Here is a 23,262-nt window from a genome sequence, read left to right as displayed (position 1 = left end):
TTCAATCCCGAATAGTATAGATCGCTGATGAACTAATACCCGGGGTAATATAGAGAAGGCACAAAGTAGTTCTCACTTCTTGAGATCCCCCTCTATCTGCGAATTTACTTAATCTTTATTTTATAATCGTCATTTTGTGTATGGACTGCCAGTTAGCCCCCCTGACCTTCAAGATATAAAAGCCAGAGGCAAGTGCATCGGTGCTGAGCGTGATCCGATCAGCAAGTGTTTCCTCCCGTTTGGATCGAACACGTTGGCCTAATACATTAAACAACTCAAGGGAAACATTGAATGCCGGCCCATTGAATGCTATGGTAAGTGGCTTCCCGCTTTGTTGTGGGTTGGGATAGGCAAATGTTTGCGGCTCCCCCTCTCCTGTTGTTGCCTCACCCTGGAAATATTGTTCGGCCTTCTGAAAAGCGGCCACTCCAACCTTTATACCTATGCGACGCCCAGGGATATCATCGGCCGGTGGGTGGATGCCGCCCCAGATGCGCGACAAGCTGGTCTGATCCGAGGCGTCCCGGTAGGTTGCCCACTGTAGCGTGACATCGACACTTGGCCCCTCTTCAAACACCAGGAACTCATTTTTGGGTGCGTAAAATTCTCCCATTCCCCCGGGAAAATACTCATCACCGGTGATCAGAGTCAATACTTCAGCGGCAGCACGCGAAAATGTGGAATGCCCGGAGATGTAGCCCGCAAAAGGCGGGGTCACAAAGGTGGGGCGCTGGTAGGGCCACCAGTTTTCTGCCAGTATCCACCCCACTCCTGCAGCAATGGTCTCTGGCTGATCGATATATTGTGGTCCACGCCAGGCATAAAGCTTTATTTTCCCAACATTCTGATTAGAACTTCCCGCAAGTGGATCGCCCTCTTCCACTAATTCTATATAATTCTCAATCAGAGGGATACCTCCGGGATGATACCGTGGCTGGCCTGGGTCACTGCCCTGACCGAGTTCCGCCATATACCGGATAGCCGATACCGGGCGCACATAATCATACCACCCCTTGATTCCCCATGCTGCAATGGCCGCATCGTGAACTGCACCCCCAAGTGAAAAATAGGCTTTGACATCCCATTCCAGCTCTCCCAGCACTGGTCCGGTTCCCTTGAACCGTTTTTCTAGAAGCGGGTGATCATTCACATAGTTAAGAATAGAGAACCAATGACCCGGAGGTGTCTCCGATTCGGGTCCGTCAGCCCAAAACTCGGCAAGCACACGGGCGTAATCTCCTCGTGGGACCATTTGCGGTTCATAGGGTTCACCCGTATATGGATTACGTGCATGCCCCCTTCCCATATCTCCCCCTTCCAACAGTTTATAGAAATACGGGTATTCCTGAACCGTTTCGGGAAGTGACTGAATATTGCCGATAGAGCCTGGTGATATATCCCACAATTTATCATCGTTTGAAGCCAGGTGCCCTGACCAAACCGCAACGAGTGCAAAGCTCCATTTATATGCTTCTGAGATTTTCCTGGTCTTGGTAGTATCCAGTAGTGGAGGCGGTCCCGGATCATGATATACCCAGTAATTACTCCCCTCCCTTTCATAGATATCAAGGTCGATGTTACCGAGAGCAAAACCTACAACTTGTCCCCATTCAGCACTTAGAAATTCAGGTACCTGACCCGGCATCGTGTTCCGGATTGATCTACGAAGACCTCCAGAGATAATGGCTGCCAACGGTTGGGATCCACGATATCGGGATTACCAGGCACTTCTGGCAATAAAGGTGGATTAACCGGCTCATAAGACCGGTTGGCATAGTTGTTTTGCTCATTGGAACCATCCTGCAGGCCAAACTCGATGAGTCGATCAGCAATATAATTCCCCAGTGCAGCCGCCCCCCTGAAGAGTAACTGGTGGAGCTGAAGGAAGGATCAAATCCCAACGCTCGCATGAGTGAATCAAACCGTGCAAATGACTGGTCAGCACCTGGCGACTGCTTAAAGCGGTGTCTCAGCAGCCGGAATACGGCGTACGAGATGGTCTCTTCTCGCGCCTTTTCAATATCTGCCGGTGTAGTAATTCCATCGAAAGGACAGTAATAGCCTCCAACGGTTTTGCCGAGAAAATAGGGCTTGGCGACATAGTCATAGACAGCCCATCCATCATACATGGCGATAGAGGCATGATAAAGGTTACGGGCATGCACGGTAGGCCGCGCAAAATCGGAACGAATTGACTCCAGCAGTATTTCATTCCACTGACGGGCTACAGAATGCTGAGCATACGCTATTTTGGGAAGCATAATGGACACAAAACTGAGTATCGAGACAGCTATCAGTCTACAAGTCATACGAATACGCGCCTCTTTTTAGTTTCTAAAGAATAGAAAGAGTGTTTTATACCATACAAATCCACCTGACATAACCCATGGGGTCTACTTATAAAGGTTATTCATTTTTATTCACAGCCGCATCTCATTTTAAAAAATTCGCTTAACTCCTTCAGAATAGCAATAGTTAGGACTGCTTTTGATTTCAACAGTTTTTATGACCTAGTGGTGTGGCTGATATTTAATGCATAAGAATCTGAATACAAAAACCAGAGCTGAACATATTGAAAGAATTAGCTCACCCCAGTTGCTTCTTCAGAGTAGGTATCAAGGAACTCCTTCAATTTTAACACGTTTTGTTTTGAGCCGATATAGATGGGTGTTCGTTGATGAATAGAACGAGGTTCAATTTCCATAATCCGATTCTCCCCGTTGATAGCTATCCCTCCCGCCTGCTCAATAATAAAACTCAGGGGATTGCACTCATACATCAGGCGCAACTTCCCGTTCGGGTATTTACTGCTGTGAGGATAAATAAAAATACCGCCCTGCATTAACGTTCGGTGCAGGTCGGCAACCATAGAACCGATGTAACGGGCTTTGTAAGGACGCTTCGTAGCGTTGTCTTCTACCTGGCAATATTTGATATACTTTTTTAATCCCAGATCCCAGGAGTTGTAATACCCCTCGTTCAGACTATAAACCGTCCCATACTCGGGCATCTTTATGTCGTCATTGCACAAAATGAATTCCCCGATGCTTGGATCTAGTGTAAAAACCGAAACACCCAAACCCGTTGTATATGCCATAATAGTACTCGATCCATACAGGACGTATCCGGCTGCTACCTGTTTAACACCCGGCTGCAGGGCTTCCTCCTTGCCGAGTACATCCTTATCCATTTTTCTCATGTAGACCGAGAAAATACTACCGATAGACACATTCACATCGATATTTGAGGAGCCGTCCAGGGGATCCAGGTAGACGATATACTTTCCGGCATCTGCACTGAGACGTACAATACCATCATTTTCTTCAGAAATAACCATGCAGGTGATATTCGAACGATCAAGGGCTGAAATTAGCTGATCGTCAGCAAAAAGATCGAGCTTTTTAACGGATTCGCCGTGAATATTTTGCGAACCCTCTTCACCAAGAATATTAGTGATGCCCGCCTTATTTACCTCACGAGAAATAATCTTGGCCGCCAACCCGATGTCTCTCAACAGTTGTGAAAGTTCACCCGTTGCGCCGGGAAAACGATTTTGCCCTCTAATGATGAATTCTTCGAGTGTTATTACTCGTTTATTCCCTTTATTGTTCATAAAAATGAGTCAATGCCTGTTATGTTATTTAAAATATATTTTTGCGAATTCCTTGTAACACATCCCATAAGTAACCGATTACTTACAAACTAAAATATATTTCTATAATATTCCGCTCTATATTTTTCTAGAATTTTGTAAATATGCGGTCTGCTCCTACCCGTGAAATGCAGATAGAATTCATGAAATTTTATCTGTATATACTTGGGTAAGAAATGTGACGGTTTGTATGTGTAATCAAACCATGCTTTTTTATTACACATAGGGAAGCTGTTAGTATTAGAACAAAAAGTTTAATCCTACAAATAGTTGATAATATATGTTCAAGATGTCTGGTAAAACTGCGGTTGTTACCGGGGGCGGAAAAGGAATCGGGAAAAGCATAGCAGAGGTTTTTGCCCAGCAAGGAGCAAGCGTGCACATTTTAGATCTTGACCGGGATTCTGGTCAACAAGCAGTAGATGAAATAGAAGATTCCGGTGGGAAAGCCTCCTTCCACAGCTTGAACGTGACCGACCAGCAGGCAGTTGCTAATCTGTTTGATCAAATATTTGAACAGGAAAACAGCCTGGATATACTGGTAAACAATGCCGGTATAGCCCATATCGGTACGCTTGAGGATACCACTGAGGAAGACATGGACCGGCTGTTTGCAGTAAACGTCAAAGGCGTGTATAATTGCGCCCTGGCGGGAGTGAAGAAGATGAAGCAGAGTGGCGGAGGATCAATCGTGAATATGGCCTCTGTAGCTGCATCGCTGGGCATTTCGAAACGGTTTGCGTACTCCATGACCAAAGGTGCAGTGTTGACAATGACCTATTCCATAGCCAAGGATTATATTGATGACGATATCCGTTGCAATGCGATCTCCCCAGCGCGGGTGCACACTCCTTTTGTAGATGGATACCTAGAAGACAAGTATCCAGGCCAAGAGGAAGAAATGTTTGAACAACTCTCGCAAACACAACCTATCGGTCGCATGGGCAAACCGGAAGAAATCGCCGCCCTGGCGCTCTATTTATGCTCTGACGAAGCGGGCTTCATCACCGGCTCCAACTACTCTATCGACGGTGGGTTTACGACCTTAAACACGTAGTATATTTTAAGCTTGCATAGGATTCTTGATACTAATGTAATGCTCTAACAATTCATCAATCTGCAAAACCAGTGATGAGATGGAGCAATCTAATTCCAAAAATCTAAATCACTTTAGTTTAACAATTAAAAAAGAACGACAGATTACATGAAATTAATTCGCTTTGGTGAAGTTGGGCAGGAAAAGCCCGGTTTGATATTATCTGATGGAACAAAAATTGATGCCAGTGGATTTGGTGAAGACTTTAACCGGGACTTCTTCCAATCTGGTGGTCTCGGCAGGCTGGCAGAATGGGTTGCAGAAAACGCAGCCTCAGCGCCTAAAATTAACGATTCCGTGCGCCTGGCCCCCCCGGTGGACCGCCCCGGCAAGATTGTCTGTATCGGGCTTAATTATGAGGATCACGCTAATGAAGGCGGAATGGATATCCCCGAGGAGCCGATCCTCTTTTTTAAGGCGACCTCCTCTGTTGTAGGGCCCAATGACGACCTGGTAATTCCCAAAAACAGCAAAAAAACGGACTGGGAAGTTGAGCTTGCCGTAATCATCGGGAAAGATGCATCATATGTTTCCAAAGAGGACGCGATGGATTATGTGGCCGGTTACTGCGTGCATAACGATTACAGTGAGCGGGAATACCAGCTGGAAAAAGGTGGACAGTGGGTCAAAGGTAAAAGTTGCGACACATTTGCCCCACTTGGCCCTTATATTGCAACCAAAGATGAAATTGATGACATTAACGACCTGCGACTGTGGCTAAAGGTAAATGGTGAACTCAAACAGGATGGTAGTACCAGCAAGCTCATTTTCGATATCCCCTACCTGGTAAGCTATATTTCACAGTTTATGACGCTGCAGGCCGGAGACATTATTTCAACCGGAACGCCTGCAGGCGTGGGACTTGGATTTAATCCACCACAATATCTGAAGCCCGGAGATGAGGTTGAGCTGGGTATTGAAGGGTTGGGATCATCCCGACAAAAAGCAAAAGCATATAATTCGTAAACGGACAACATTATGTCGTTTAAAGGGAAAACAATCGTCATAACCGGCGGGGCAAAAGGGATTGGCGCCGGTTGTGCAGAAATATTTCATCGTGAAGATGGACAGGTTGTACTCCTGGATGTTGATGGGGAAGCAGGGGCAGAATTCAGCAAAGAACTTGGGGATAGAGGTATATTCATAAAATGCGATATTTCCAGTGAAAAGGAAGTTGAACAGGCCTTTGATCAGGCAGCCACTCATTTTGGAGGTATCGACGTGCTGGTGAATAACGCTGGTATCCTTCACTACGCCACGGTCACAGAAACCTCAGAAAAACAGTGGGATTCGCTCATGAATGTGAATCTAAAAGGGGCATTCTTTTGTGCAAAATACGCTATCCCCTATATGCAGCAACAAGAGACGGGCGTGGTTGTCAATATATCAAGCGTGCAGGCGTATGTCACCCAGGAAAATGTGGCGGCTTATGCCACCTCGAAAGCGGCTCTGATCGGATTAACACGCAGCATTGCGGTAGATTACGCCCCTGACATTCGCAGCGTGGCGATCTGTCCTGGAGGCGTTGACACCCCGCTGAACAAAGATGCTTTTAAAAAATCGGCTGATCCCGTCCGGGCACGCCAGGAAACGATTGACATTCACTTGGTGAAACGGATGGCCAGACAGGAAGAGATTGGTGAGCTCGTGGCCTTTGTGGCCAGCGAAAAAGGCTCTTTTATTACGGGACAGCCGATCCGGATCGACGGCGGAATCGGGTTGAAAGCGGCAGGTAGTAAAAACGACTGATCACAGCTATGGGAATTCCAACCACAGAAGCAAAGCTCCAGTTCAAGTATAATGCCACGCTCGGGGAATGCCCGGTCTGGGATGTTGAGAAGGAACTTCTGTATTGGGTGGATATCCTTTCCGGTGAGCTGTATTGCTATGACCCTAAAAAAGAAGAGAATTCCGTTTATCAAATTGATGAACATGTGGGGTCACTGGCCCTGCGTAAAAAAGGTGGTGCGGTATTGGCCCTCAAAAGTGGGTTCGCTCTTTATGATTTTGGGAAACAAAAGATAACCCACCTTACCGATCCCATAGCTCACCTGCCCAATCAAAGGTTCAATGATGGAAAGTGTGATCCACAGGGGTGTTTCTGGGCTGGAACGCTATCCTATGATGTACAACCGGGCGTCGGGAGTCTGTTCTGCCTGAACCAAAATTTTACAGTCAGTAAGAAACTGGGAAAACTTACCATTCCCAACGGAATGGCCTGGGACACAGATCCTTCCACCTTCTATTTTATCGATTCTCCCGATCGCACGATTTACTCTTTTGACTTTGATGAAAAAACGGGGGAAGTCTCGAAGCGTTCGGAAGTTTTTGAGCTTGATGAAGAAGATGCCGTTCCTGACGGCATGACCATGGACACGGAAGGGAAACTCTGGGTTGCGCTCTACAATGGGTACAAAGTGCTTCGCATTGATCCTGATAATGGAGACATCATGCACCAGGTTTTGTTGCCCGTTCCACAGGTAACATCTTGCACATTTGGAGGCCCCGAAATGAACGAGCTGTATATCACAACGGCCCGCGAACATATGACGGATAAGGATATTGAAGAGTTTCCCCTATCTGGCTCTCTTTTCAAGGTTACGCTCCCCTACAAGGGAACTCCACCGGCACGATTTATGGGATAAGGATTGTAAAGCGGTATCGCTCGATTCAAGGATTTTTAATGACAAAATATTCATATAATAAATACACAAGATTATGAGCTCTGACGACAATAAAAAACTACGCAGCAGGGATTGGTTCGGGAAAAAAGGTAAAGATGGTTTTATCTATCGAAGCTGGATGAAAAACCAGGGATTTCCCCCTGATGAATTTGAAGGGAAACCGGTCATCGGCATCTGTAACACATGGTCGGAGTTGACTCCCTGTAACGCCCATTTCCGCGAGCTGGCCGAATCGGTGAAACGAGGCGTTTGGGAAGCTGGTGGATTCCCGCTGGAATTCCCGGTGATGTCGCTCGGAGAAACCTTGATTCGTCCCACGGCCATGCTTTACCGCAACCTTGCCAGCATGGATGTTGAGGAATCGATCCGGGCCAATCCATTGGACGGCGTGATCCTGATGTGTGGTTGTGACAAAACCACTCCCTCGCTGGTGATGGGTGCTTGTAGCGTCGATATTCCGGCGTTGGTCATATCTGGCGGGCCGATGCTCACGGGTAAATTCCGCGGCAAGGATATCGCTACATCCGACGTATGGCGCTTTGCTGCCGACCAGAAAAAGGGCGAGATGGACGATGAAAAACTCAAGGCTGCCGAAGGTGCTATGTGTCGTAGTCGCGGGCATTGCGCGGTTATGGGTACCGCCTCCACGATGGCCTCAATGGTTGAGTCTTTGGGTTTGAGTCTACCTGGTAATGCCGCCATCCCGGCCGCCGACTCCCGCCGTAAGGTGATGGCCCACCGTTCCGGCCGACGGATTGTTGACATGGTGGAGGAGGACCTCTGCCCTTCTGATATCCTCACCAAAGAAGCTTTCATTAATGCGATCAAAGTAAATGCAGCCATCGGTGGATCAACCAATTTCATTGTGCACCTAACCGCTATCGCTCGACGCATCGGCGTGGATATCAAGCTTGATGATTTCGACAAATATGGCAGTGACATCCCCCTGCTTGTCAACTTGCAGCCTTCCGGCGATCACTTTATGGAAGATTTTTATTACGCCGGGGGACTTCCCGTAGTTATCAAAGAGCTGAAAGATCACCTGGACGGCGATGCGATCACGGCCAACGGCAAGAGCCTGTATGAAAACAACGCCGCCGCCGAATGCTTTGACCGCGACGTCATCGCCTCTGTTGATGAGCCGTTCCAGGAAGAAGCCGGAATCACGGTGGTGAGAGGTAATTTATGTCCTGAAGGAGCGGTTATTAAAACTTCTGCCGCCTCTCCAGAACTCCTCAAACACCGCGGAAAAGCAGTCGTATTTGAGAATATTGAAGATTACCACGAACGCGTTGATGATCCTAACTTGGAGATCGACAAAGATTCGGTAATGGTACTCAAATATGTCGGCCCCAAAGGTTATCCCGGCATGCCGGAAGTAGGAAACATGGCACTTCCCCAGAAATTACTTGAAGAAGGGGTCGAAGATATGGTGCGGATCTCTGACGGTCGCATGAGTGGAACCGCTTTTGGAACCGCCTTCCTTCACGTTTCGCCCGAATCCTACACCGGCAGTAACCTCGCGCTGGTTGAAAACGGGGATATTATCGAGGTGGATGTCAAGAACAAGCGGTTGCACCTGGATGTACCCGAAGAGGAGCTGGAAGAGCGACGTAAAAACTGGTCGGCTCCAGAACACGAAAACTATGATCGCGGCTATGGGAACCTCTATATCAACCACGTTGAACAGGCTCACCTGGGCGCCGATCTCGACTTCCTCGTTGGTAAATCAGGCAGCGAAGTCAAGCGGGAATCGCACTAGAGTCTGCATTTCTCACTGGCTGTCACTAAACAGGGCTTTGCTTTTCCTCTTTAGTCACTTATATGAGTTCTGAATGCAGGGATTTTCTGGACTTTTAGGTGTGAGCTAATACTTTTGTGTGTACAAATCCGCCGACAGGCGGCAGTGATGGGTAAACGGGGCTGAAGCCGTTAACAAAGAACCTTGGCAAATATGAGATGACGGATTAAGTGAGGGGAATAAGGTTGGTGGCAACTCATATGGCGTTCATTCTCCGTACGCGGTAATGTCCGTCACCCCGACACGTAATGTCCGCCTGGCTGACAAGTAATGTACGCCATCCGTACATAGTTAGGTACGTTACATCGACAAGTAATGTCCGTCGGACGTACGTAGTAGGGGTACATCGCCCGTACCCAGTAAGGTACGTCACCCGTACGTAGTAAGGGTACGACATCTGTACGTAATAAGGGAAAATCATTATTTATTTAAAGAGAACTGCCATTTCGAGAGATTCAGCGACCATCGGCCTCCAACAGGTGTCGGGAGGGAGCCTGAACAGCAAACGAGTGGGGAGATCGCCGCGTCGACCTCATCATTGAGGCAACAAGGATCAAAAAAAGCTCCTCGCGGTGACAGTTAGTATTTGAGTAATTCTTATGCTCAAATTCAGGTTTAAATAAGCAAGCTGTTGGGGCACGGTGCACCGTGCCCTTACAATAAACTCGAATATCCAATTAGCCCGCATTTCTCATCAATAAAAGCATTTTGGATCGAAATGAAGTACTGGAGCAGGCATCTTCATTCATAGTCTAAACCAAATTTATATGTGCGATCCCACCATCGGATAGGTGCTATCCTGCTAAAAGATAACATTAGAAAGTCCCTCTCATATACTGGCAGAGGGACTTTCTTGCGGAGTTTCGTGAATATTACCCATAGCCTGTCACTGTGAGCTTTTGGGTAGACGTCCGGTGCGTATTTCACTCAGCTATTTTTGCTTATGATTCAACTCCAAGATCAGATGGAAGGTACTTCTGCAAAAATGGTACAGTCCACTTTTCAAGTGAGCTGCACCTCCTTCTTATTCCATTTAAAAATATGAGCTGGATGGAAGTTGTCATTACGGGCTACAACGACAAAATCTCTGCTCCAAGAAACCGGGCTTTTTCACCCAATTTACGCTCTATTCGAATAACTTCATTCCATTTGACCATCCGTTCTGAACGTGTGAAAGAGCCGACTTTCAGCTGTCCGGCGTTGGTGGCCACAGCCAGGTGGGCAATGAACGGGTCTTCAGTCTCCCCAGACCGCGCTGAAACCACTGGGTTCCAACCCGAAGCTTGCGTCTGCTGAATACAGTTAAGAGTCTCAGTCACCGTGCCAATTTGATTCAGCTTGATCAATACGCTGTTGGCCAACTTCTGCTCCTGCCCCTTTTTGACCCGTGCAATGTCAGTCGTAAAAAGATCATCCCCGATGATTTGTATGGAATCCCCAAAAGATTCCGTAAAGCGCTTCCAGTTTTGGGTGTCAGTCTCAGAAAAAGGATCTTCGATCGAAATGATGGGATAGGTCGAACACCAGCGGATTATAACCTCATAAAACTGCCCTGGAGATAATGACCGATTTTCGAGTTGCAGGTGATAGTTGCCCTCCTGGTAGAATTCGGAGGCGGCGATGTCCAGTGAAAGGTGAACATCCTCCCCAGGCGTGTACCCTGCCCTTTGGATTGCATCCATCAAGGCATCGAAGACCTCTTCATTGGTGTCGAACTCCGGCCAGTATCCTCCTTCATCAGCCACACCTGCAAGCTTGTCTTGTTCCCCCAATAACTCGCCACACTGGTGAAATACATTGAATGTCATTTCCAGGCACTCCCGGTAACTCTGTGCCCCGGTGCAGATAATCATAAAATCCTGGATATCAATGCGCCCGTTGGTGTGAGCCCCACCGCCTATGATCTGAATTTCAGGGAGCGGCAGTAGATTTCCTTCACCATCAGCCAATGTTTTAAAGAGCGGCAGATCCTGGACAGCCGCCGACGCCCGTGCCAGGGCCATCGATACAGCCAGGATCGCATTGGCGCCTAATCCGCTTTTATTGGCCGTGCCATCCAGGTTGATCATTACGCCATCCAGTGTTGCCTGCTCCTCAACCTCCCTGTTGATCAGCGCAGGCTTGATCTCATTTTTGATATTATCAATCGCCTTAAAAACAGATTTGCCCGCAAACTTCTCCATATTCCCGTCACGCAGTTCCAAGGCTTCGTATTGCCCGGTAGAGGCACCTGAAGGAACGATGGCCGAGCCTTTTATCCCGTTTTCCAGTTCTACCTCGGCTTCAATTGTCGGGATTCCACGGGAATCGAATACCTGGAAAGCGTCAATATCTTTAATCTTCAAACTGAGTTTCTTTTAGTGCAGATTTCCATTTCATATTAATCTCTGATTGAGAAAATAATTGCTTTGGCAGCCATTCATGTACAAACGATCGGATAAACGCCTTCTCCCCTTCCTCCAGGTACTCCACCGGCGACTTACCGTCCACTCTTGCCAGCATGAGCATCTGCAGCAAACGGCCTGTTCTTATCTCTAAATTCTGATTTAGATTATTAACGTTGTTGAAATAAACCTTCCATACCGTTTCCGTTAAATCTTTGATCTCTTCATGTTTATAATAGTGATGCAGCATTTTCAGGTACAGGTGATTCAGGAAAAACGCCAGGTCGAACGCCGGATCACCAAACCAAGCCACTTCATGGTCCAGCAATACCACCCGGTCTCCTTCTACCATAATGTTTTTGGGACTAAAATCGCCGTGCACCAGGGCCTCCCGGTGGTGTTTGAGTCGCTCAGCTTCTTCAAGAAAAAGCTGTTTGAGTTTGGGATGGTGCTTCCCCGTGGTGATGAGATAGGGTTCTGTCCTCAGGCTGTGAAAATTGGACTCATTGTCAAACTGCTGTTTAAGATCATGATTTTGCCATGATTTTTTGTGAATGCCGGCAAGAACTCCAGCCGCATTTCGTGCGATATTGTGATCAAATTCACCTTTCAGCATCTGTTGTTTCCAGTTCTGGAAATCCTCATCCAAGTACTCCATCACAAACAAATGGTGCTCCTCGTCACTATAGAGCAATTCTGGAACGGCATTTGGCTGGTATTTCTTCATGAACCGGATAAAATCCTGTTCAATATTGTTGCGTGCAATGTCGGCGAACCAGTCGTCTTCCACCTGCAATTTTGGGAGCGCCTGTTTTACGACGTAGGAATGTTGACCATCCGTCACAAGCGAGATATCAGAGGAGACGCCACCGGCTAGGGGTCGAAATTTGACAGGAGATTCCAGAACAAGATTTTCCTCACGCAGCAGGGCTGTTACCAGTTTTTTATCCATCTTAACCCGCATTTCTCACAATATTTATAGTTTGTTACTGTAAAGTGCTGTTAATCGTGATTTTAACCAATAAAATTAGCCAGATGTAAAATTAACACTATGCAGATTGCTACGAAATTTACACCTCAACTACGTTGAAGGTAAAATCGCTCTCCTACGCACAATGCTTCGGAGAGTAAACTTGCCTTCGCCTGCCCTCCATAGCTTTATGTGACGGTGGGCCTTGCTGAGGAACAAATTTCTTGGTGAGAAATCCGGGTTAGTGCTTTGAATCAAAAAGTGTTGACACCTTTACCCAAAAGATGTCAACTCTCATATAGTTCTAAAACTAATTTTGTCTTCACTGCAAATCCTGGTCGGTCACGCCACCATATGTCTGTCGGATAATTTTCCCATCGCGAATTACGAACGTGTCGGTAGCAAAACGCAGCTCAAATTGATCAGTGGAAGCTTCCCACAGGATATACCCTATATCTTTTACTACCACACTCTTGTTGAGCGTAAGTGGATCCTGATCGGCAGGAAAAGCCTCAAAAGCATTTATAAAATTTTGACGAATTTCATCCAGCCCCCTGTATGTTGCATCCGGGGTGATTAATACAGATTCTTCGGTATAGTCGGCCATCACTCCTTCCAGGTCGTTTGCCTTGAATGTCTCCCAATGATGTTCAAGTACTTCTTTGGTCACTTCAGGATCGATTTCCCCTGAATTTGAACTATTCTCCGGCGCACAACTTATGATTGAAAAGAATAATAAAAGAAATGAATAAGAGGCGGTTTTTAACATGATATCCTTTTTAGAAATGTAATTTAAGTTAACGGTGGATTTATTTTTATCTATTCTTCCCTATTCCCAAAAGCTTTTGATATAGGTCTTCAGCCTTCTGCTTTAAGGTTTCGAGCGTATCATTATTATAAATCACAAAATCAGCTCGATCTTTAAGAGCCTCAAAATCCTTCTGGTTTTCTATTCTTTCCAATACCTGCCGGCTGGACACCTCATCACGTTGGGTAACCCTGTCAACGCGTATCTCCTTGTCAGACAACACCAATACAATATAATCCAGGAAACCGGGCCTCAGATTCTCAAATAATAGAGCAGCCTCATACGCAAAAAGTTCATATCCCTGTTCTTCTGCGGCTTGCTTAATGCTATCGCTTTTTTGGGGTATCCTGGGATGGACAATGGCATTCAGTTCCTGGACTCTGCCCTTTTGAAAAGCCTGGGCAGCCAGATACTCCCTATTTATCTGACCGCCCTTGTGGTAGGATTCCTCACCGAACGTTTGCTTTATCTGTTCGATGACCTTCTCATCCTCCACCATAATTTTTTTTGCCAGATCATCGGCATTTAATACATAGGCGCCGAGCCGTTCCCATATTTCACATACCGTAGTTTTACCGCTCCCAATTCCCCCGGTAATGCCAACGGTAATCATAATAAATTTTATTCTATGGTGGTAGTAATTTTTTCGTCAGCTGGCTCGGGATAATCAGTTGTGTAATGCAGTCCCCGGCTCTCCTTTCGCTGCATTGCCGATTGTACGATGATATGCGCCACGCTGATTAAATTGCGCAGTTCACAGAGTGGCACACTAACCCGCGTACGCTGATAAAAATCCTCGACCTCTTCATTCAGCATATTGATGCGGCGCATGGCCCGTTCCAGCCGTAGATCACTGCGCACAATCCCGACATAATCCCACATCACCTGCTGAACCTCTTGCTTATTGTGGGAGACCAGTATCCATTCCTCGGTATTAACCGTACCGCTGGCATCCCACTCCGGTATCTTATCGTTGATTTGAAAATCATCGACAAGTTGAACGGCCTTCTCAGCTGCCCTGTCCGCAAACACAAGTGATTCGAGTAAACTATTGGAAGCCAGGCGATTGGCCCCGTGCACGCCAGTGCAGGCATTTTCTCCACATACAAAGAGCCGGTTGATGCTGCTGGCACCATCCAAGTCGGTTGCTACGCCACCACAAGTGTAGTGGGCTGCCGGCACCACGGGTATTGGTTTCTTGGTGATATCCAGTCCATATGAAAGACACGTTTCATAGATGGTGGGGAATGCTTTCTTAGTTTTTTCAGCGTCTTTGTGGGTGATGTCAAGGAATACACTCTTTGCCCCACTCTTCTTCAGCTGGTCATCAATGGCCCGCGCTACGATATCGCGCGGTGCCAGCTCCTCCCGCGCATCATACTGCTTCATGAATGCTTCACCGTCGGCATTTTTGAGGATTCCACCATACCCCCGAACGGCTTCCGAAATCAGGAATGAATCGGCCTCGGGAATAGCCAGTGAGGTGGGATGAAACTGGACAAATTCCATGTTCTCAATCCGCGCTTTTGCCCGGTAGGCCATCGCAATGCCATCACCGGTCGCAACAGCGGGATTAGTGGAATGCAGGTACACTTGTCCTGCCCCGCCTGCAGCAAGCACCGTCACCTTGGAAAGCATCCGGTGGACCGCTTCTTCCTTTTCATCCAACACGTAAGCCCCATAACAGGTTATCGGGTCATCTAGCTTTACATCTTTGCCAAGATGGTGTTCAGTGAGCAAATCAAGGGCAAAATGATGCTCAAAAACCTCAATATTGGGATGGTTGCGAACTTTGCTGACCAGTGCCCGCTCGATCTCCCACCCGGTGGCATCGGCAGCGTGGACGATGCGGTTTTCGGAATGTCCGCCTTCTCTTCCCAAGTGCAGTTCCCCCTCTTTGCGGGTAAACTCAGCTCCCATTTTAATGAGTTCTTCAATAAGCCTGGGCGCATTCCGTACAATACACTCAACCGCTTTGCGATTACAGAGGCCGGCACCTGCTTCCAGGGTATCCTCAATATGCTTTTCGAAGGAATCCTGCTCGGTGTTGAACACACCGGCTATGCCTCCCTGCGCATAGGCCGTGTTGGCCTCCATAATTTCCTTTTTTGTGATTATGCCCACCGAGCCCTTTTCTGCTGCTTTGAGGGCAAAGGTAAGTCCGGCAATGCCGCTGCCGATGACGAGAAAATCAAAATTATGATATGGCATCTTGCATCAGGTATGCTTTAATAAATTCATCGAGTTCGCCATCCATCACCGCTTCCACATTTGAAGTTTCGTGTTCGGTGCGGTGGTCTTTGACCATATTATAGGGATGAAATACGTAGGAACGGATTTGTGAACCCCATTCGATATTTTTCTTGGAGGCTTCCAGCTTCGCCTTCTCCCGCTCCTTGATCTGCTTCTCAAGCTCATATATTTTTGATTTGAGCAGCACCATCGCCTTTTCGCGGTTCTGCATCTGCGAGCGCTCCTGCTGACATTCAGCGACCACTCGCTCGGTTGAGCCGTCGGAAAGTTCTCCCTCCCAAATCAGGCGCACACCGGTTTCCACCTTGTTCACGTTCTGTCCCCCTGCGCCACTGGCGTGAAAGCGCTGCAGCTCCACTTCACTTTCGTTGATATCCACTTCAATAGAGTCGTCAACAAGTGGAGAAACAAAGACAGAGCAAAATGAGGTGTGCCTTCTGGAGTTGCTGTCAAACGGAGAGATGCGCACCAGCCGGTGAACACCGCTTTCCGACTTCAGGAAGCCATAGGCGTAGTCGCCCTCTACCTGGATGGTAGCACTTTTGATTCCGGCAACGTCTCCCTGCTGGTATTCGATAACCGAGACTTCGTGGCCCTCTTTCTTGGCCCAGCGGGTATACATGCGGTAGAGAATCTCGGCCCAGTCCTGGCTTTCGGTCCCGCCGGCACCCGGGTTGAAGGTGACGATGGCATCGCGATGATCATCTTCCTCACTGAGCATATTCTTAAACTCGAGATCGGCAAGCTTTTCTTTGAGCCTGGCTATCTCCTGCTCCAGTTCGGTGGCCACATCTTCGCCCTCTTCCTGGAACTGCTGATAGACCTGGATGCTCTCACGCAGCTCATTGAGCTCATCCCAGCTGTTGACCAGGCTCTTTTCGTGATCCAGCTTTTTCATCACCTGGCGGGCCTGCTCCGGATCATCCCAAAAGTTTGGGGCCTGGCTCTGCTCCTGCAGTTCTATAATTCGTACTTTGCGCTGATCATAGTCAAAGATACCCCCTTAGCGCATCCACGCGCTCAAAAAGTTCATCAAGTTCATCGAGGTTGATAGTGGTAGGATTACTCATAAGTACTTAGTCTTAAGTCATGGGTATTGAGTCTTGAGTGATTCTAAAATGAAATATAGGCACTGTTTTATGATCACAACTCAAGACTCACTACTCATAACTACTTTGTTAATTTTCCTATTATAATTCCAAGCGCAACTCCACCCACAAATGACATTAAAATCCCCTCTTCAGGATGTGAGCGGACGTAACGGCGGGCATTACGGTAATCTTTGCTGAGTTCATCTTCCACATGCCGTCGCTCTTTTTTCAGTCGGTCCAGCAGCTTCTCGTACGAGGAGATCTTTTCCTCCAGTTCAGCCTGCTGTTCAGTCGTCTCGTTTTCGGGTGTCGATTGATTCTTTGCCATGGTATTTTTGATTAGTTGTTAATCCCTTAAAAGATAATAATTACTAACTGAATCTCACGCCTCAATTTAATACTTCTTAACATTGAGGTAATCCTGTATTCATACGATATAAATATCCATCCCTTATATTACCAAATGATCAAAAAAGGTAATATATGTCTGCTATAAAACAACTGGTTCAAAATATTCAAAATCGATTTTTCGATTCCATTGTCACTAACCACCTAGTGTATAACACCTGCTGGGAGGACCCACGTATTGATAGAAAGTTGCTGAACATTAACTCTGACAGCAAAATTGTCATGCTTACCAGCGCGGGTTGCAATGCCCTTGATTACCTGCTGGATGACCCTGAAACGGTTCACGCTGTAGATGCAAATCCCAACCAAAATGCACTGCTTGAGCTAAAACAAGCGCTCTTTGAGCACGGGAGTCACGGGCTGCTTTTTGACTTCCTGGGCCGTGGATCCCACTCTGCGGCACGGCTTACATACGAGCAGTATCTGAAGTCTCATATCTCACCAGAGGCGCGGAAATTTTGGGACAAACATATTAATTATTTTAGTGGTAGTTCAAGTCAGCCCTCGTTCTACTTTCGTGGCACATCCGGCAAAATTGCATTGATGATGCACCGGCATATAAAACGAAAAGGACTATATACCAAGGCACTCAACCTGTTGGATTCCTCCTCACTCAAAGAACAGGAATATTATTACCAGGAAATTGAACCTGAGCTCTGGAATGGGTTTTCCCGCTGGCTGCTGAAACGCAATTCCACAATGGCGTTGCTGGGCGTCCCTGAAACCCAGCGAAATCTTATTGAAGAACAGTGGGACGGGGGGCTTTTCCAGTTTATCCGTGACTCTATGAAACATGTATTTACAGAGCTTCCGATACGTGACAATTACTTTTGGCGGGTATATATCACAGGATCCTATACTCCTACCTGCTGCCCGAATTATCTCAAACCACCAAATTTTAACAAGTTGCGAACCCGGTCTGAGAGGATACATCCTCATACCACAACTCTCTCAAATTTCCTGCAAACCCATCCGGATTCCTACTCACACTTTGTTTTGCTTGATCACCAAGACTGGATGGCCCATGCCAATCCCTCGGATTTAGAAGAGGAATGGAGACTTATCCTCGAAAATGCGGCCCCGCGAGCACGCATCCTGTTTCGTTCGGCCTGCCGAAATGTTGACTTTCTGCCCCCCTTTATCCAGGAAAGGGTAAAATTTAATACTGACCTGACAAACCGGCTGCATCATGAAGACAGGGTGGGTACATATGGAAGTACACATCTTGGAATCGTTGAACCTTAAAGATTGTACCTGTGGAACTGAACACCAAAGAAGAACGAAACAAAAAGCTGGAGAATTACTACCGGGTTCATTCCATAATTTATGACTGGACCCGGTGGAGTTTCCTTTTTGGAAGAGAAGAACTGCTAAATCGAATCCCGGATCTCCCAGCAAATCCCAGGATTCTTGAAATTGGTTGTGGAACAGGGAAAAACCTTGCCCACCTGGAATTCCTGTTTCCCGATGCCCAAATATACGGAATCGACTTGTCGGAGGATATGATTGAGCAGGCCAGTAAAAAGGTGAGCAATGGTCAACAGGTACAACTGATTAACGGTGCATATGGTGACAGTGAATTTCAGTTTGAACCCTTCAATTTAATTTTGTTATCGTATTCACTTTCTATGTTAGGCAGACAGGCGGAACCGATTATGGAGCAAGTCTATTCTGACCTTGCCAACGACGGCTATATTGCGATAGTAGATTTTTATACGACCCCATTCAATTGGTTTCAACGCTGGATGGAGATTAACCACGTAGATATGGATGGCCACCTGCTGTCACTTCTCGACACCTACTTTATGCCGATGATCCAACACCGTAAAAAAGCCTACCTTGGCCTCTGGGATTACCTGCTGTATATTGGAAGAAGAAAACCCTCTGCCCTACTTTAAAATTTTCTAAACGTTTTTAAGAGAAATCCCCGGAACTCAATTTGCTTAACTCAATAAGATATTATTGACTTGGTATTATCGAACTCTTGTTTTGACATCAAATACATACTCCAAGATCATATTTAACAAACAGATAGAGGTTATTTGCAATAATAGAAATGAACCAATAAGTGGTGATCTCTGAAATAGATTTAATTGCTGAAGTTAAGCTTGATACTAAATATTTTCTTCCTCTAAACGCTTGCACAACATAAGATTAAGCGATTTTATAACTTGGAATTCTTAAAAAAATCTTTATCATGTTTAAAAATTAATTTCTACGTACGTGTAAAATCTTATGAAGATACTCATTGTTGAAGATGACCGTGTGCTATCACTGATGTTGAGCAGAATGGTGCAGCGATTAGGTCATGAGTTGGTCAACAGTGTTACTATGGGTGAAGAAGCCATAGTAACTGTAAAAAAAAATGAGGTTGACCTGATTCTGATGGATATTATGCTTGAGGGTAAAATAGACGGAATAGATGCGATGAAAAAGATTCGGGAAAATAATGACGTTCCCGTTATTTACGTAACAGGTAATTCTGACAAGACGACGATTGAGAGGGCAAAAGAAACCGCTTTTGTTGCCTATTTGGTGAAACCAATTGTTTTTGACCAGTTAAAAAAGTCAATTGATAAGATTACCTAATGATGAAATAATTAAAATAATTTGTTACTTAGTAGTAAACTGGATTAGTTAGCAAGTAGAGAGACGGCGAGAAACAGACGACATTTATAAATTAAGAACCTAAAACAATGGGATATATCTACGAGAGGGGCTTCGCTAACTTCGGAGCTCTCATTTGCATATTAGTCATAATTCCGGTATTGGCACCTGCCCAACAGGTCTATGACATCATCAGCAAACACCAGGAAGTAAGCCTGTTTGTAGAAGCCATTGATAAAGCGGAACTTGGGCAACAACTCAACTCTAACGGTCCATACACCATCTTTGCCCCCACTAATAAGGCCCTTGCGAATCTGGAGGACCGAATAAAACGAGCAGACAAATCCTGGGCAAGAAACTTTGTTATGAATCATGTTCTTACCGGTATGGCCACCAAGCGGCAAATTGTTGCCATGTCCAAAGCTCCCACAATGGGGGGATTGGTCTTAACAATTACCCAAGACCAACAAAGCAACATTATGCTTAACGAAGTGACAGGCGGTGTTCGGATTGTAAAACCCAACATTCGGGCCAGCAATGGGGTCATTCATTTTATTGACGGCAGGTTGGAACAGGATTAGGCATCTACACTCCTCTTAAAGAGATATGTCCACTGCCGGCTGAGACGATCTTACCTTTTAAAAGTATCCTAATAATAACCACCCATACCATTTTTGTGATGGGCAGGGATTAGTCATTGGTTTCAAACTGAATAAAAAAGGTACCGTCATCTTCCGGTAAAAGTTGAATCTTGTCAATAATAGCGTCAATGTTCAGTGGTCCCTTGATGTGTGGAAACTTTTCATCACTATCACTTGCGCTTTCCATTTTAACATCTGCCTCTACACTGGCTGCATCAATCACAACAAGCATCAGTTCTTTCTCTCCCTTGAAGTATCGATTGGCTACTTCCTGAACCTGGCTCCCATTTGAACAATGAATAAAGCCCTCATCTTCGAGCGATTCCGGTTTATATAGCCCGGCATCCTGGTGGGCTTTCCATTCAGGTTGGGTAACAAGGTGAAATATAATATCGTCAGTCATTCTGGTTTTACTAATCTTCTTTGTTTTTGTTGTAAGCTAAGTGAACAAGGGCATCCCCTTTGTGAACGACGGGGGTATTGTTAATGCCGATAACCCTTCCGTCATGGGGACATACGGCGTTAAAGGATTCATTGCCAAAGGGATCGGTGATCCGTCCCAGCACTTGTCGTTTGTTAATATGATCACCCAACGCAATACGGGGACGGAACAGACCGGCATATTTTGCTCGAATCCAGGTAGACTTTGGATAAAGTTCGGTATCGTAGTCCTTTTCCGGTGCTGATTTCCGCATGCCCAGGTGTTTCATCATGCGAAGCGTTCCATCAATAGCCTGTTGAATCCCAAATTCGTCGAACCGCTGTGCTTCTCCCGTTTCATACACCAAAATATGCTTCCCTTTTCGATAGGCCGATTTCCTGAAAGACTTATCAATAAGGTTTGAATTGAGGATCACTGGCGGAGCAAACGCTTTTGCAAGCTCACGGTTTTTCTCAATATTCAGGGTACAGCGAATTTGTGGATAGTTGGCTCGAGAGGCGCCACCGGTATGGAAATCAATACCGTAATCTATCTGGGGAATAATTTTGTTCATCAGTGTATAGGCCAAGAGTTTTGCCAAAGATCCGGTCTTAATACCGGGGAAACTCCTGTTGATATCTTTTCCGTCTGGCACACCTCGTGCATTCTGAATAAAACCGTAAATATTAACAAGCGGTATCGCAATTACTGAACCCTTTTCCGGTACAATTAACTCCCGAACAATCATCCGCCGGATCACTTCGATCCCGTTGATTTCATCGCCATGGAGCCCGCCTGTCAGCAGGAGCACCGGCCCATCCTCATTCCCACGGTACACATGCACCGGCAGGTCGATATTGGTGTAGGTGGGAAGCCGTGCAATGTTGAGCTGAATCTGCTGTTGTCCACCCTTCCCGATTTTATGCTTGTTGATCGAAATAAAATCAGGCATCACTCTTTACTCTACGGCGTTTATTGGTTCTTGCTCTGTTTTGGGTGACCTTGCGCTCTACATATGCTATTATTTTACCGGCAATATTCTTTTTTGTTGCCTTTTCAATGCCTTCAAGCCCGGGAGATGAATTTACTTCCAGCACCAACGGGCCACGGTCTGATTCCAGCATATCCACACCAGCGATGGAGAGCCCCATAGAGCGTGTAGCAATAAGGGCAGCCCGCCGCTGTTCATCGGTTAATTTGATCAACTCTGTGGAACCACCTCGGTGAATATTGGAGCGAAATTCCCCCTCTTTGCCTTTGCGTTTCATAGCTCCCACCACTCTGCCATCCACAACGAAAGCGCGGATATCTTCTCCTTTGGCTTCGTTCACAAACTCCTGCACAATAACACGCGCCTTCATACTGTGAAACGCCTGTATCATCGATTCTGCAGCTTTTTGAGTTGGTGCGAGCACCACACCTACCCCCTGTGTTCCCTCCAGCAATTTGATAATCAGCGGTGTGCCGCCCACGCTGTCAATAATCTTCTTTACTTCTGTGGAATAGTTGGTAAAAACGGTTTTCGGCATTCCCACCCCTGCCCTCGCTAGAATCTGAAGGCTGCGCAACTTATCGCGGGAACGAACCAACGCCTGCGAGTCTACAGCGGTAAACACTTTCATCATCTCAAACTGACGGACCACCGCAGAACCATAAAAGGTTACCGAGGCACCAATCCGGGGGATAACAGCATCAACGCCGGTTACTTTTGTGCCACGGTAATAAATACAGGGATTATCCTTTTCACTTACGATATCGCATTTTAAGTGATCAAGAACTGTGGCCTTGTGACCAGCTTCCTCAATGGCTTCCACCAAGCGACTGGTTGAATATAACTTTGCATTACGAGAGAGAACGACAATGTGCATTTATAGTTAGTAAATTTCTTCTTTTGAATTCTTATTGGATAGATATTTCCGGGAGACATCCACAAGGAACCGGCCTTTGAGTAGTTTTCTTCCCAATAATACCGGGTAACTCATTTCTGAGCGATCAGTAAGAGACAGTTCAATATCAAACAATTGATTCATGAGCAGGATTTTTGTCTTTACCACATATCGCTGTTCGGTAATTCCGTTTGAGCTTTTTACTGTTTTCTCCTTGTAAATTGGGAGCTTGAATAACTTCTCGTTGTAGGTATCATGCGAAGGGTCCAGCAAGTTAAATCGAATATGGTTCTCACCTATCTTTTCAATATGGTGACAATGCAGGCTGGAAGTATATGCCCCTGTGTCCACCTTGGCATCCAGGTCAATCAGATCCCATTCCGGGAAACTGACGTGCTCAAGCCGGCCAATTATTTGTTCTGGTTTCCGTTTTTTGGACATATCACTTGCTGCACCTCCTGTTAAAAAAGGGATTCGTAAGTATACCATATATTCTGCTATCAATCATCCTGTGGGCGAATAATAATTTTAAATAACTATACCTGTAACGGCTTCTTTTG

23 protein-coding genes are annotated in these 23,262 nt (G+C 46.3%); 9 read left to right on the top strand and 14 right to left on the bottom strand.

Annotated features, from left to right (window positions below):
- Positions 1-115 precede the first annotated feature (115 nt).
- From NC796_RS07495 to fbp, 3 genes are all read right to left on the bottom strand, one after another.
- Positions 116-1,645: a T9SS type A sorting domain-containing protein gene (locus tag NC796_RS07495; RefSeq protein ID WP_310683549.1), complete on the bottom strand. Its 1,530-nt coding sequence runs from the start codon at positions 1,643-1,645 to the stop codon at positions 116-118.
- Between the two features lie 16 nt (positions 1,646-1,661).
- Positions 1,662-2,309 carry a hypothetical protein gene (locus NC796_RS07490; protein WP_310683547.1) on the bottom strand — a complete coding sequence of 216 codons (648 nt, stop codon included), beginning with the start codon at positions 2,307-2,309 and terminating at the stop codon, positions 1,662-1,664.
- A 272-nt stretch (positions 2,310-2,581) separates the two neighbouring features.
- Positions 2,582-3,613 (bottom strand): class 1 fructose-bisphosphatase, encoded by a 1,032-nt coding sequence (gene fbp, locus NC796_RS07485; protein WP_310683545.1) that lies wholly within the window; start codon positions 3,611-3,613, stop codon positions 2,582-2,584.
- 319 nt (positions 3,614-3,932) lie between these two features.
- Here fbp and NC796_RS07480 point away from each other — a divergent pair, with 319 nt between their 5' ends.
- The 5 genes from NC796_RS07480 to NC796_RS07460 all read left to right on the top strand — a co-directional run bounded on the left by NC796_RS07480 (position 3,933) and on the right by NC796_RS07460 (position 9,194).
- Positions 3,933-4,709, top strand: coding sequence for an SDR family NAD(P)-dependent oxidoreductase (locus tag NC796_RS07480; RefSeq protein ID WP_409070358.1), 777 nt, complete (start codon positions 3,933-3,935; stop codon positions 4,707-4,709).
- A gap of 147 nt (positions 4,710-4,856) precedes the next feature.
- On the top strand, positions 4,857-5,714 hold the full coding sequence (locus NC796_RS07475; RefSeq protein ID WP_310683541.1) for a fumarylacetoacetate hydrolase family protein: 858 nt from the start codon (positions 4,857-4,859) through the stop codon (positions 5,712-5,714).
- 12 nt (positions 5,715-5,726) lie between these two features.
- The gene (locus tag NC796_RS07470; protein ID WP_310683539.1) at positions 5,727-6,497 is read left to right on the top strand and encodes a glucose 1-dehydrogenase; all 771 of its coding nucleotides are present in this window, start codon (positions 5,727-5,729) and stop codon (positions 6,495-6,497) included.
- An 8-nt stretch (positions 6,498-6,505) separates the two neighbouring features.
- A complete protein-coding gene (locus tag NC796_RS07465) occupies positions 6,506-7,393 on the top strand; it encodes an SMP-30/gluconolactonase/LRE family protein (RefSeq protein ID WP_310683537.1) in 888 nt (295 codons plus the stop codon).
- A gap of 73 nt (positions 7,394-7,466) precedes the next feature.
- Positions 7,467-9,194: an IlvD/Edd family dehydratase gene (locus NC796_RS07460; protein WP_310683535.1), complete on the top strand. Its 1,728-nt coding sequence runs from the start codon at positions 7,467-7,469 to the stop codon at positions 9,192-9,194.
- A gap of 1,109 nt (positions 9,195-10,303) precedes the next feature.
- Here the strand turns inward: NC796_RS07460 and eno are convergent.
- From eno to NC796_RS07425, 7 genes are all read right to left on the bottom strand, one after another.
- Entirely contained in the window at positions 10,304-11,578 is a 1,275-nt protein-coding gene (eno, locus tag NC796_RS07455) for a phosphopyruvate hydratase (protein WP_310683534.1), read from the bottom strand.
- Positions 11,568-12,569 carry an aminoglycoside phosphotransferase family protein gene (locus NC796_RS07450; RefSeq protein WP_310683532.1) on the bottom strand — a complete coding sequence of 334 codons (1,002 nt, stop codon included), beginning with the start codon at positions 12,567-12,569 and terminating at the stop codon, positions 11,568-11,570. Before NC796_RS07450 ends, eno begins: the two co-directional genes overlap by 11 nt.
- A 340-nt stretch (positions 12,570-12,909) precedes the next feature.
- Positions 12,910-13,356: a nuclear transport factor 2 family protein gene (locus NC796_RS07445; RefSeq protein WP_310683530.1), complete on the bottom strand. Its 447-nt coding sequence runs from the start codon at positions 13,354-13,356 to the stop codon at positions 12,910-12,912.
- A 46-nt stretch (positions 13,357-13,402) separates the two neighbouring features.
- Positions 13,403-14,008 carry a dephospho-CoA kinase gene (gene coaE, locus NC796_RS07440; RefSeq protein WP_310683528.1) on the bottom strand — a complete coding sequence of 202 codons (606 nt, stop codon included), beginning with the start codon at positions 14,006-14,008 and terminating at the stop codon, positions 13,403-13,405.
- Between the two features lie 8 nt (positions 14,009-14,016).
- Positions 14,017-15,606, bottom strand: coding sequence for an L-aspartate oxidase (nadB, locus tag NC796_RS07435; RefSeq protein WP_310683526.1), 1,590 nt, complete (start codon positions 15,604-15,606; stop codon positions 14,017-14,019).
- A protein-coding gene (prfB, locus tag NC796_RS07430; RefSeq protein WP_310683524.1) for a peptide chain release factor 2 occupies positions 15,593-16,718 on the bottom strand; the annotation gives its coding sequence in 2 pieces (ribosomal slippage) (positions 15,593-16,639 and positions 16,641-16,718; 1,125 coding nt in all). The genes nadB and prfB overlap by 14 nt, the downstream gene beginning before the upstream one ends.
- A gap of 100 nt (positions 16,719-16,818) precedes the next feature.
- Entirely contained in the window at positions 16,819-17,067 is a 249-nt protein-coding gene (locus NC796_RS07425) for a hypothetical protein (protein WP_310683522.1), read from the bottom strand.
- Positions 17,068-17,222: 155 nt separating this feature from the next.
- Between NC796_RS07425 and NC796_RS07420 the strand changes: the two genes are divergently transcribed.
- The 4 genes from NC796_RS07420 (at position 17,223) to NC796_RS07405 (ending at position 20,335) form a co-directional block, all read left to right on the top strand.
- Entirely contained in the window at positions 17,223-18,392 is a 1,170-nt protein-coding gene (locus NC796_RS07420; RefSeq protein WP_310683520.1) for a BtaA family protein, read from the top strand.
- An 11-nt stretch (positions 18,393-18,403) separates the two neighbouring features.
- Positions 18,404-19,045, top strand: coding sequence for a class I SAM-dependent methyltransferase (locus tag NC796_RS07415; protein ID WP_310683518.1), 642 nt, complete (start codon positions 18,404-18,406; stop codon positions 19,043-19,045).
- A gap of 337 nt (positions 19,046-19,382) precedes the next feature.
- Positions 19,383-19,736, top strand: a complete 354-nt coding sequence (locus NC796_RS07410; RefSeq protein WP_310683516.1) for a response regulator — start codon at positions 19,383-19,385, stop codon at positions 19,734-19,736.
- Positions 19,737-19,843: 107 nt separating this feature from the next.
- Complete coding sequence (locus NC796_RS07405) at positions 19,844-20,335, top strand: fasciclin domain-containing protein (protein ID WP_310683514.1); 492 nt, start codon at positions 19,844-19,846, stop codon at positions 20,333-20,335.
- Positions 20,336-20,444: 109 nt separating this feature from the next.
- Here NC796_RS07405 and NC796_RS07400 read toward each other — a convergent pair whose 3' ends face one another.
- The 4 genes from NC796_RS07400 to NC796_RS07385 are packed head-to-tail and all read right to left on the bottom strand — an operon-like array spanning position 20,445 to position 23,143.
- The gene (locus NC796_RS07400) at positions 20,445-20,798 is read right to left on the bottom strand and encodes a DUF952 domain-containing protein (protein WP_310683512.1); all 354 of its coding nucleotides are present in this window, start codon (positions 20,796-20,798) and stop codon (positions 20,445-20,447) included.
- 10 nt (positions 20,799-20,808) lie between these two features.
- Positions 20,809-21,768: a succinylglutamate desuccinylase/aspartoacylase family protein gene (locus NC796_RS07395; protein WP_310683510.1), complete on the bottom strand. Its 960-nt coding sequence runs from the start codon at positions 21,766-21,768 to the stop codon at positions 20,809-20,811.
- Positions 21,761-22,684, bottom strand: a complete 924-nt coding sequence (rimK, locus tag NC796_RS07390) for a 30S ribosomal protein S6--L-glutamate ligase (protein WP_310683508.1) — start codon at positions 22,682-22,684, stop codon at positions 21,761-21,763. The genes NC796_RS07395 and rimK overlap by 8 nt, the downstream gene beginning before the upstream one ends.
- 6 nt (positions 22,685-22,690) lie before the next feature.
- On the bottom strand, positions 22,691-23,143 hold the full coding sequence (locus NC796_RS07385; RefSeq protein WP_310683506.1) for a RimK/LysX family protein: 453 nt from the start codon (positions 23,141-23,143) through the stop codon (positions 22,691-22,693).
- Positions 23,144-23,262 lie beyond the last annotated feature (119 nt).

The sequence above is a fragment of the Aliifodinibius sp. S!AR15-10 genome, assembly GCF_031569985.1.
Lineage (GTDB): Bacteria > Bacteroidota > Rhodothermia > Balneolales > Balneolaceae > JAMQKA01.
Note: the sequence above shows the minus strand (reverse complement) of the source record. Positions and strands in the feature narration are given on the sequence as shown.

What these genes read in the sequence shown, in the direction of transcription:
- NC796_RS07495 (WP_310683549.1), bottom strand. Translation starts at nt 1,645, where the DNA reads ATGCCGGGTCAGGTACCTGAATTTCTAAGTGCTGAATGGGGACAAGTT.
- NC796_RS07490 (WP_310683547.1), bottom strand. Translation starts at nt 2,309, where the DNA reads ATGACTTGTAGACTGATAGCTGTCTCGATACTCAGTTTTGTGTCCATT.
- fbp (WP_310683545.1), bottom strand. Translation starts at nt 3,613, where the DNA reads ATGAACAATAAAGGGAATAAACGAGTAATAACACTCGAAGAATTCATC.
- NC796_RS07480 (WP_409070358.1), top strand. Translation starts at nt 3,933, where the DNA reads ATGTTCAAGATGTCTGGTAAAACTGCGGTTGTTACCGGGGGCGGAAAA.
- NC796_RS07475 (WP_310683541.1), top strand. Translation starts at nt 4,857, where the DNA reads ATGAAATTAATTCGCTTTGGTGAAGTTGGGCAGGAAAAGCCCGGTTTG.
- NC796_RS07470 (WP_310683539.1), top strand. Translation starts at nt 5,727, where the DNA reads ATGTCGTTTAAAGGGAAAACAATCGTCATAACCGGCGGGGCAAAAGGG.
- NC796_RS07465 (WP_310683537.1), top strand. Translation starts at nt 6,506, where the DNA reads ATGGGAATTCCAACCACAGAAGCAAAGCTCCAGTTCAAGTATAATGCC.
- NC796_RS07460 (WP_310683535.1), top strand. Translation starts at nt 7,467, where the DNA reads ATGAGCTCTGACGACAATAAAAAACTACGCAGCAGGGATTGGTTCGGG.
- NC796_RS07450 (WP_310683532.1), bottom strand. Translation starts at nt 12,569, where the DNA reads ATGGATAAAAAACTGGTAACAGCCCTGCTGCGTGAGGAAAATCTTGTT.
- NC796_RS07445 (WP_310683530.1), bottom strand. Translation starts at nt 13,356, where the DNA reads ATGTTAAAAACCGCCTCTTATTCATTTCTTTTATTATTCTTTTCAATC.
- coaE (WP_310683528.1), bottom strand. Translation starts at nt 14,008, where the DNA reads ATGATTACCGTTGGCATTACCGGGGGAATTGGGAGCGGTAAAACTACG.
- nadB (WP_310683526.1), bottom strand. Translation starts at nt 15,606, where the DNA reads ATGCCATATCATAATTTTGATTTTCTCGTCATCGGCAGCGGCATTGCC.
- NC796_RS07425 (WP_310683522.1), bottom strand. Translation starts at nt 17,067, where the DNA reads ATGGCAAAGAATCAATCGACACCCGAAAACGAGACGACTGAACAGCAG.
- NC796_RS07420 (WP_310683520.1), top strand. Translation starts at nt 17,223, where the DNA reads ATGTCTGCTATAAAACAACTGGTTCAAAATATTCAAAATCGATTTTTC.
- NC796_RS07410 (WP_310683516.1), top strand. Translation starts at nt 19,383, where the DNA reads ATGAAGATACTCATTGTTGAAGATGACCGTGTGCTATCACTGATGTTG.
- NC796_RS07405 (WP_310683514.1), top strand. Translation starts at nt 19,844, where the DNA reads ATGGGATATATCTACGAGAGGGGCTTCGCTAACTTCGGAGCTCTCATT.
- NC796_RS07400 (WP_310683512.1), bottom strand. Translation starts at nt 20,798, where the DNA reads ATGACTGACGATATTATATTTCACCTTGTTACCCAACCTGAATGGAAA.
- NC796_RS07395 (WP_310683510.1), bottom strand. Translation starts at nt 21,768, where the DNA reads ATGCCTGATTTTATTTCGATCAACAAGCATAAAATCGGGAAGGGTGGA.
- rimK (WP_310683508.1), bottom strand. Translation starts at nt 22,684, where the DNA reads ATGCACATTGTCGTTCTCTCTCGTAATGCAAAGTTATATTCAACCAGT.
- NC796_RS07385 (WP_310683506.1), bottom strand. Translation starts at nt 23,143, where the DNA reads ATGTCCAAAAAACGGAAACCAGAACAAATAATTGGCCGGCTTGAGCAC.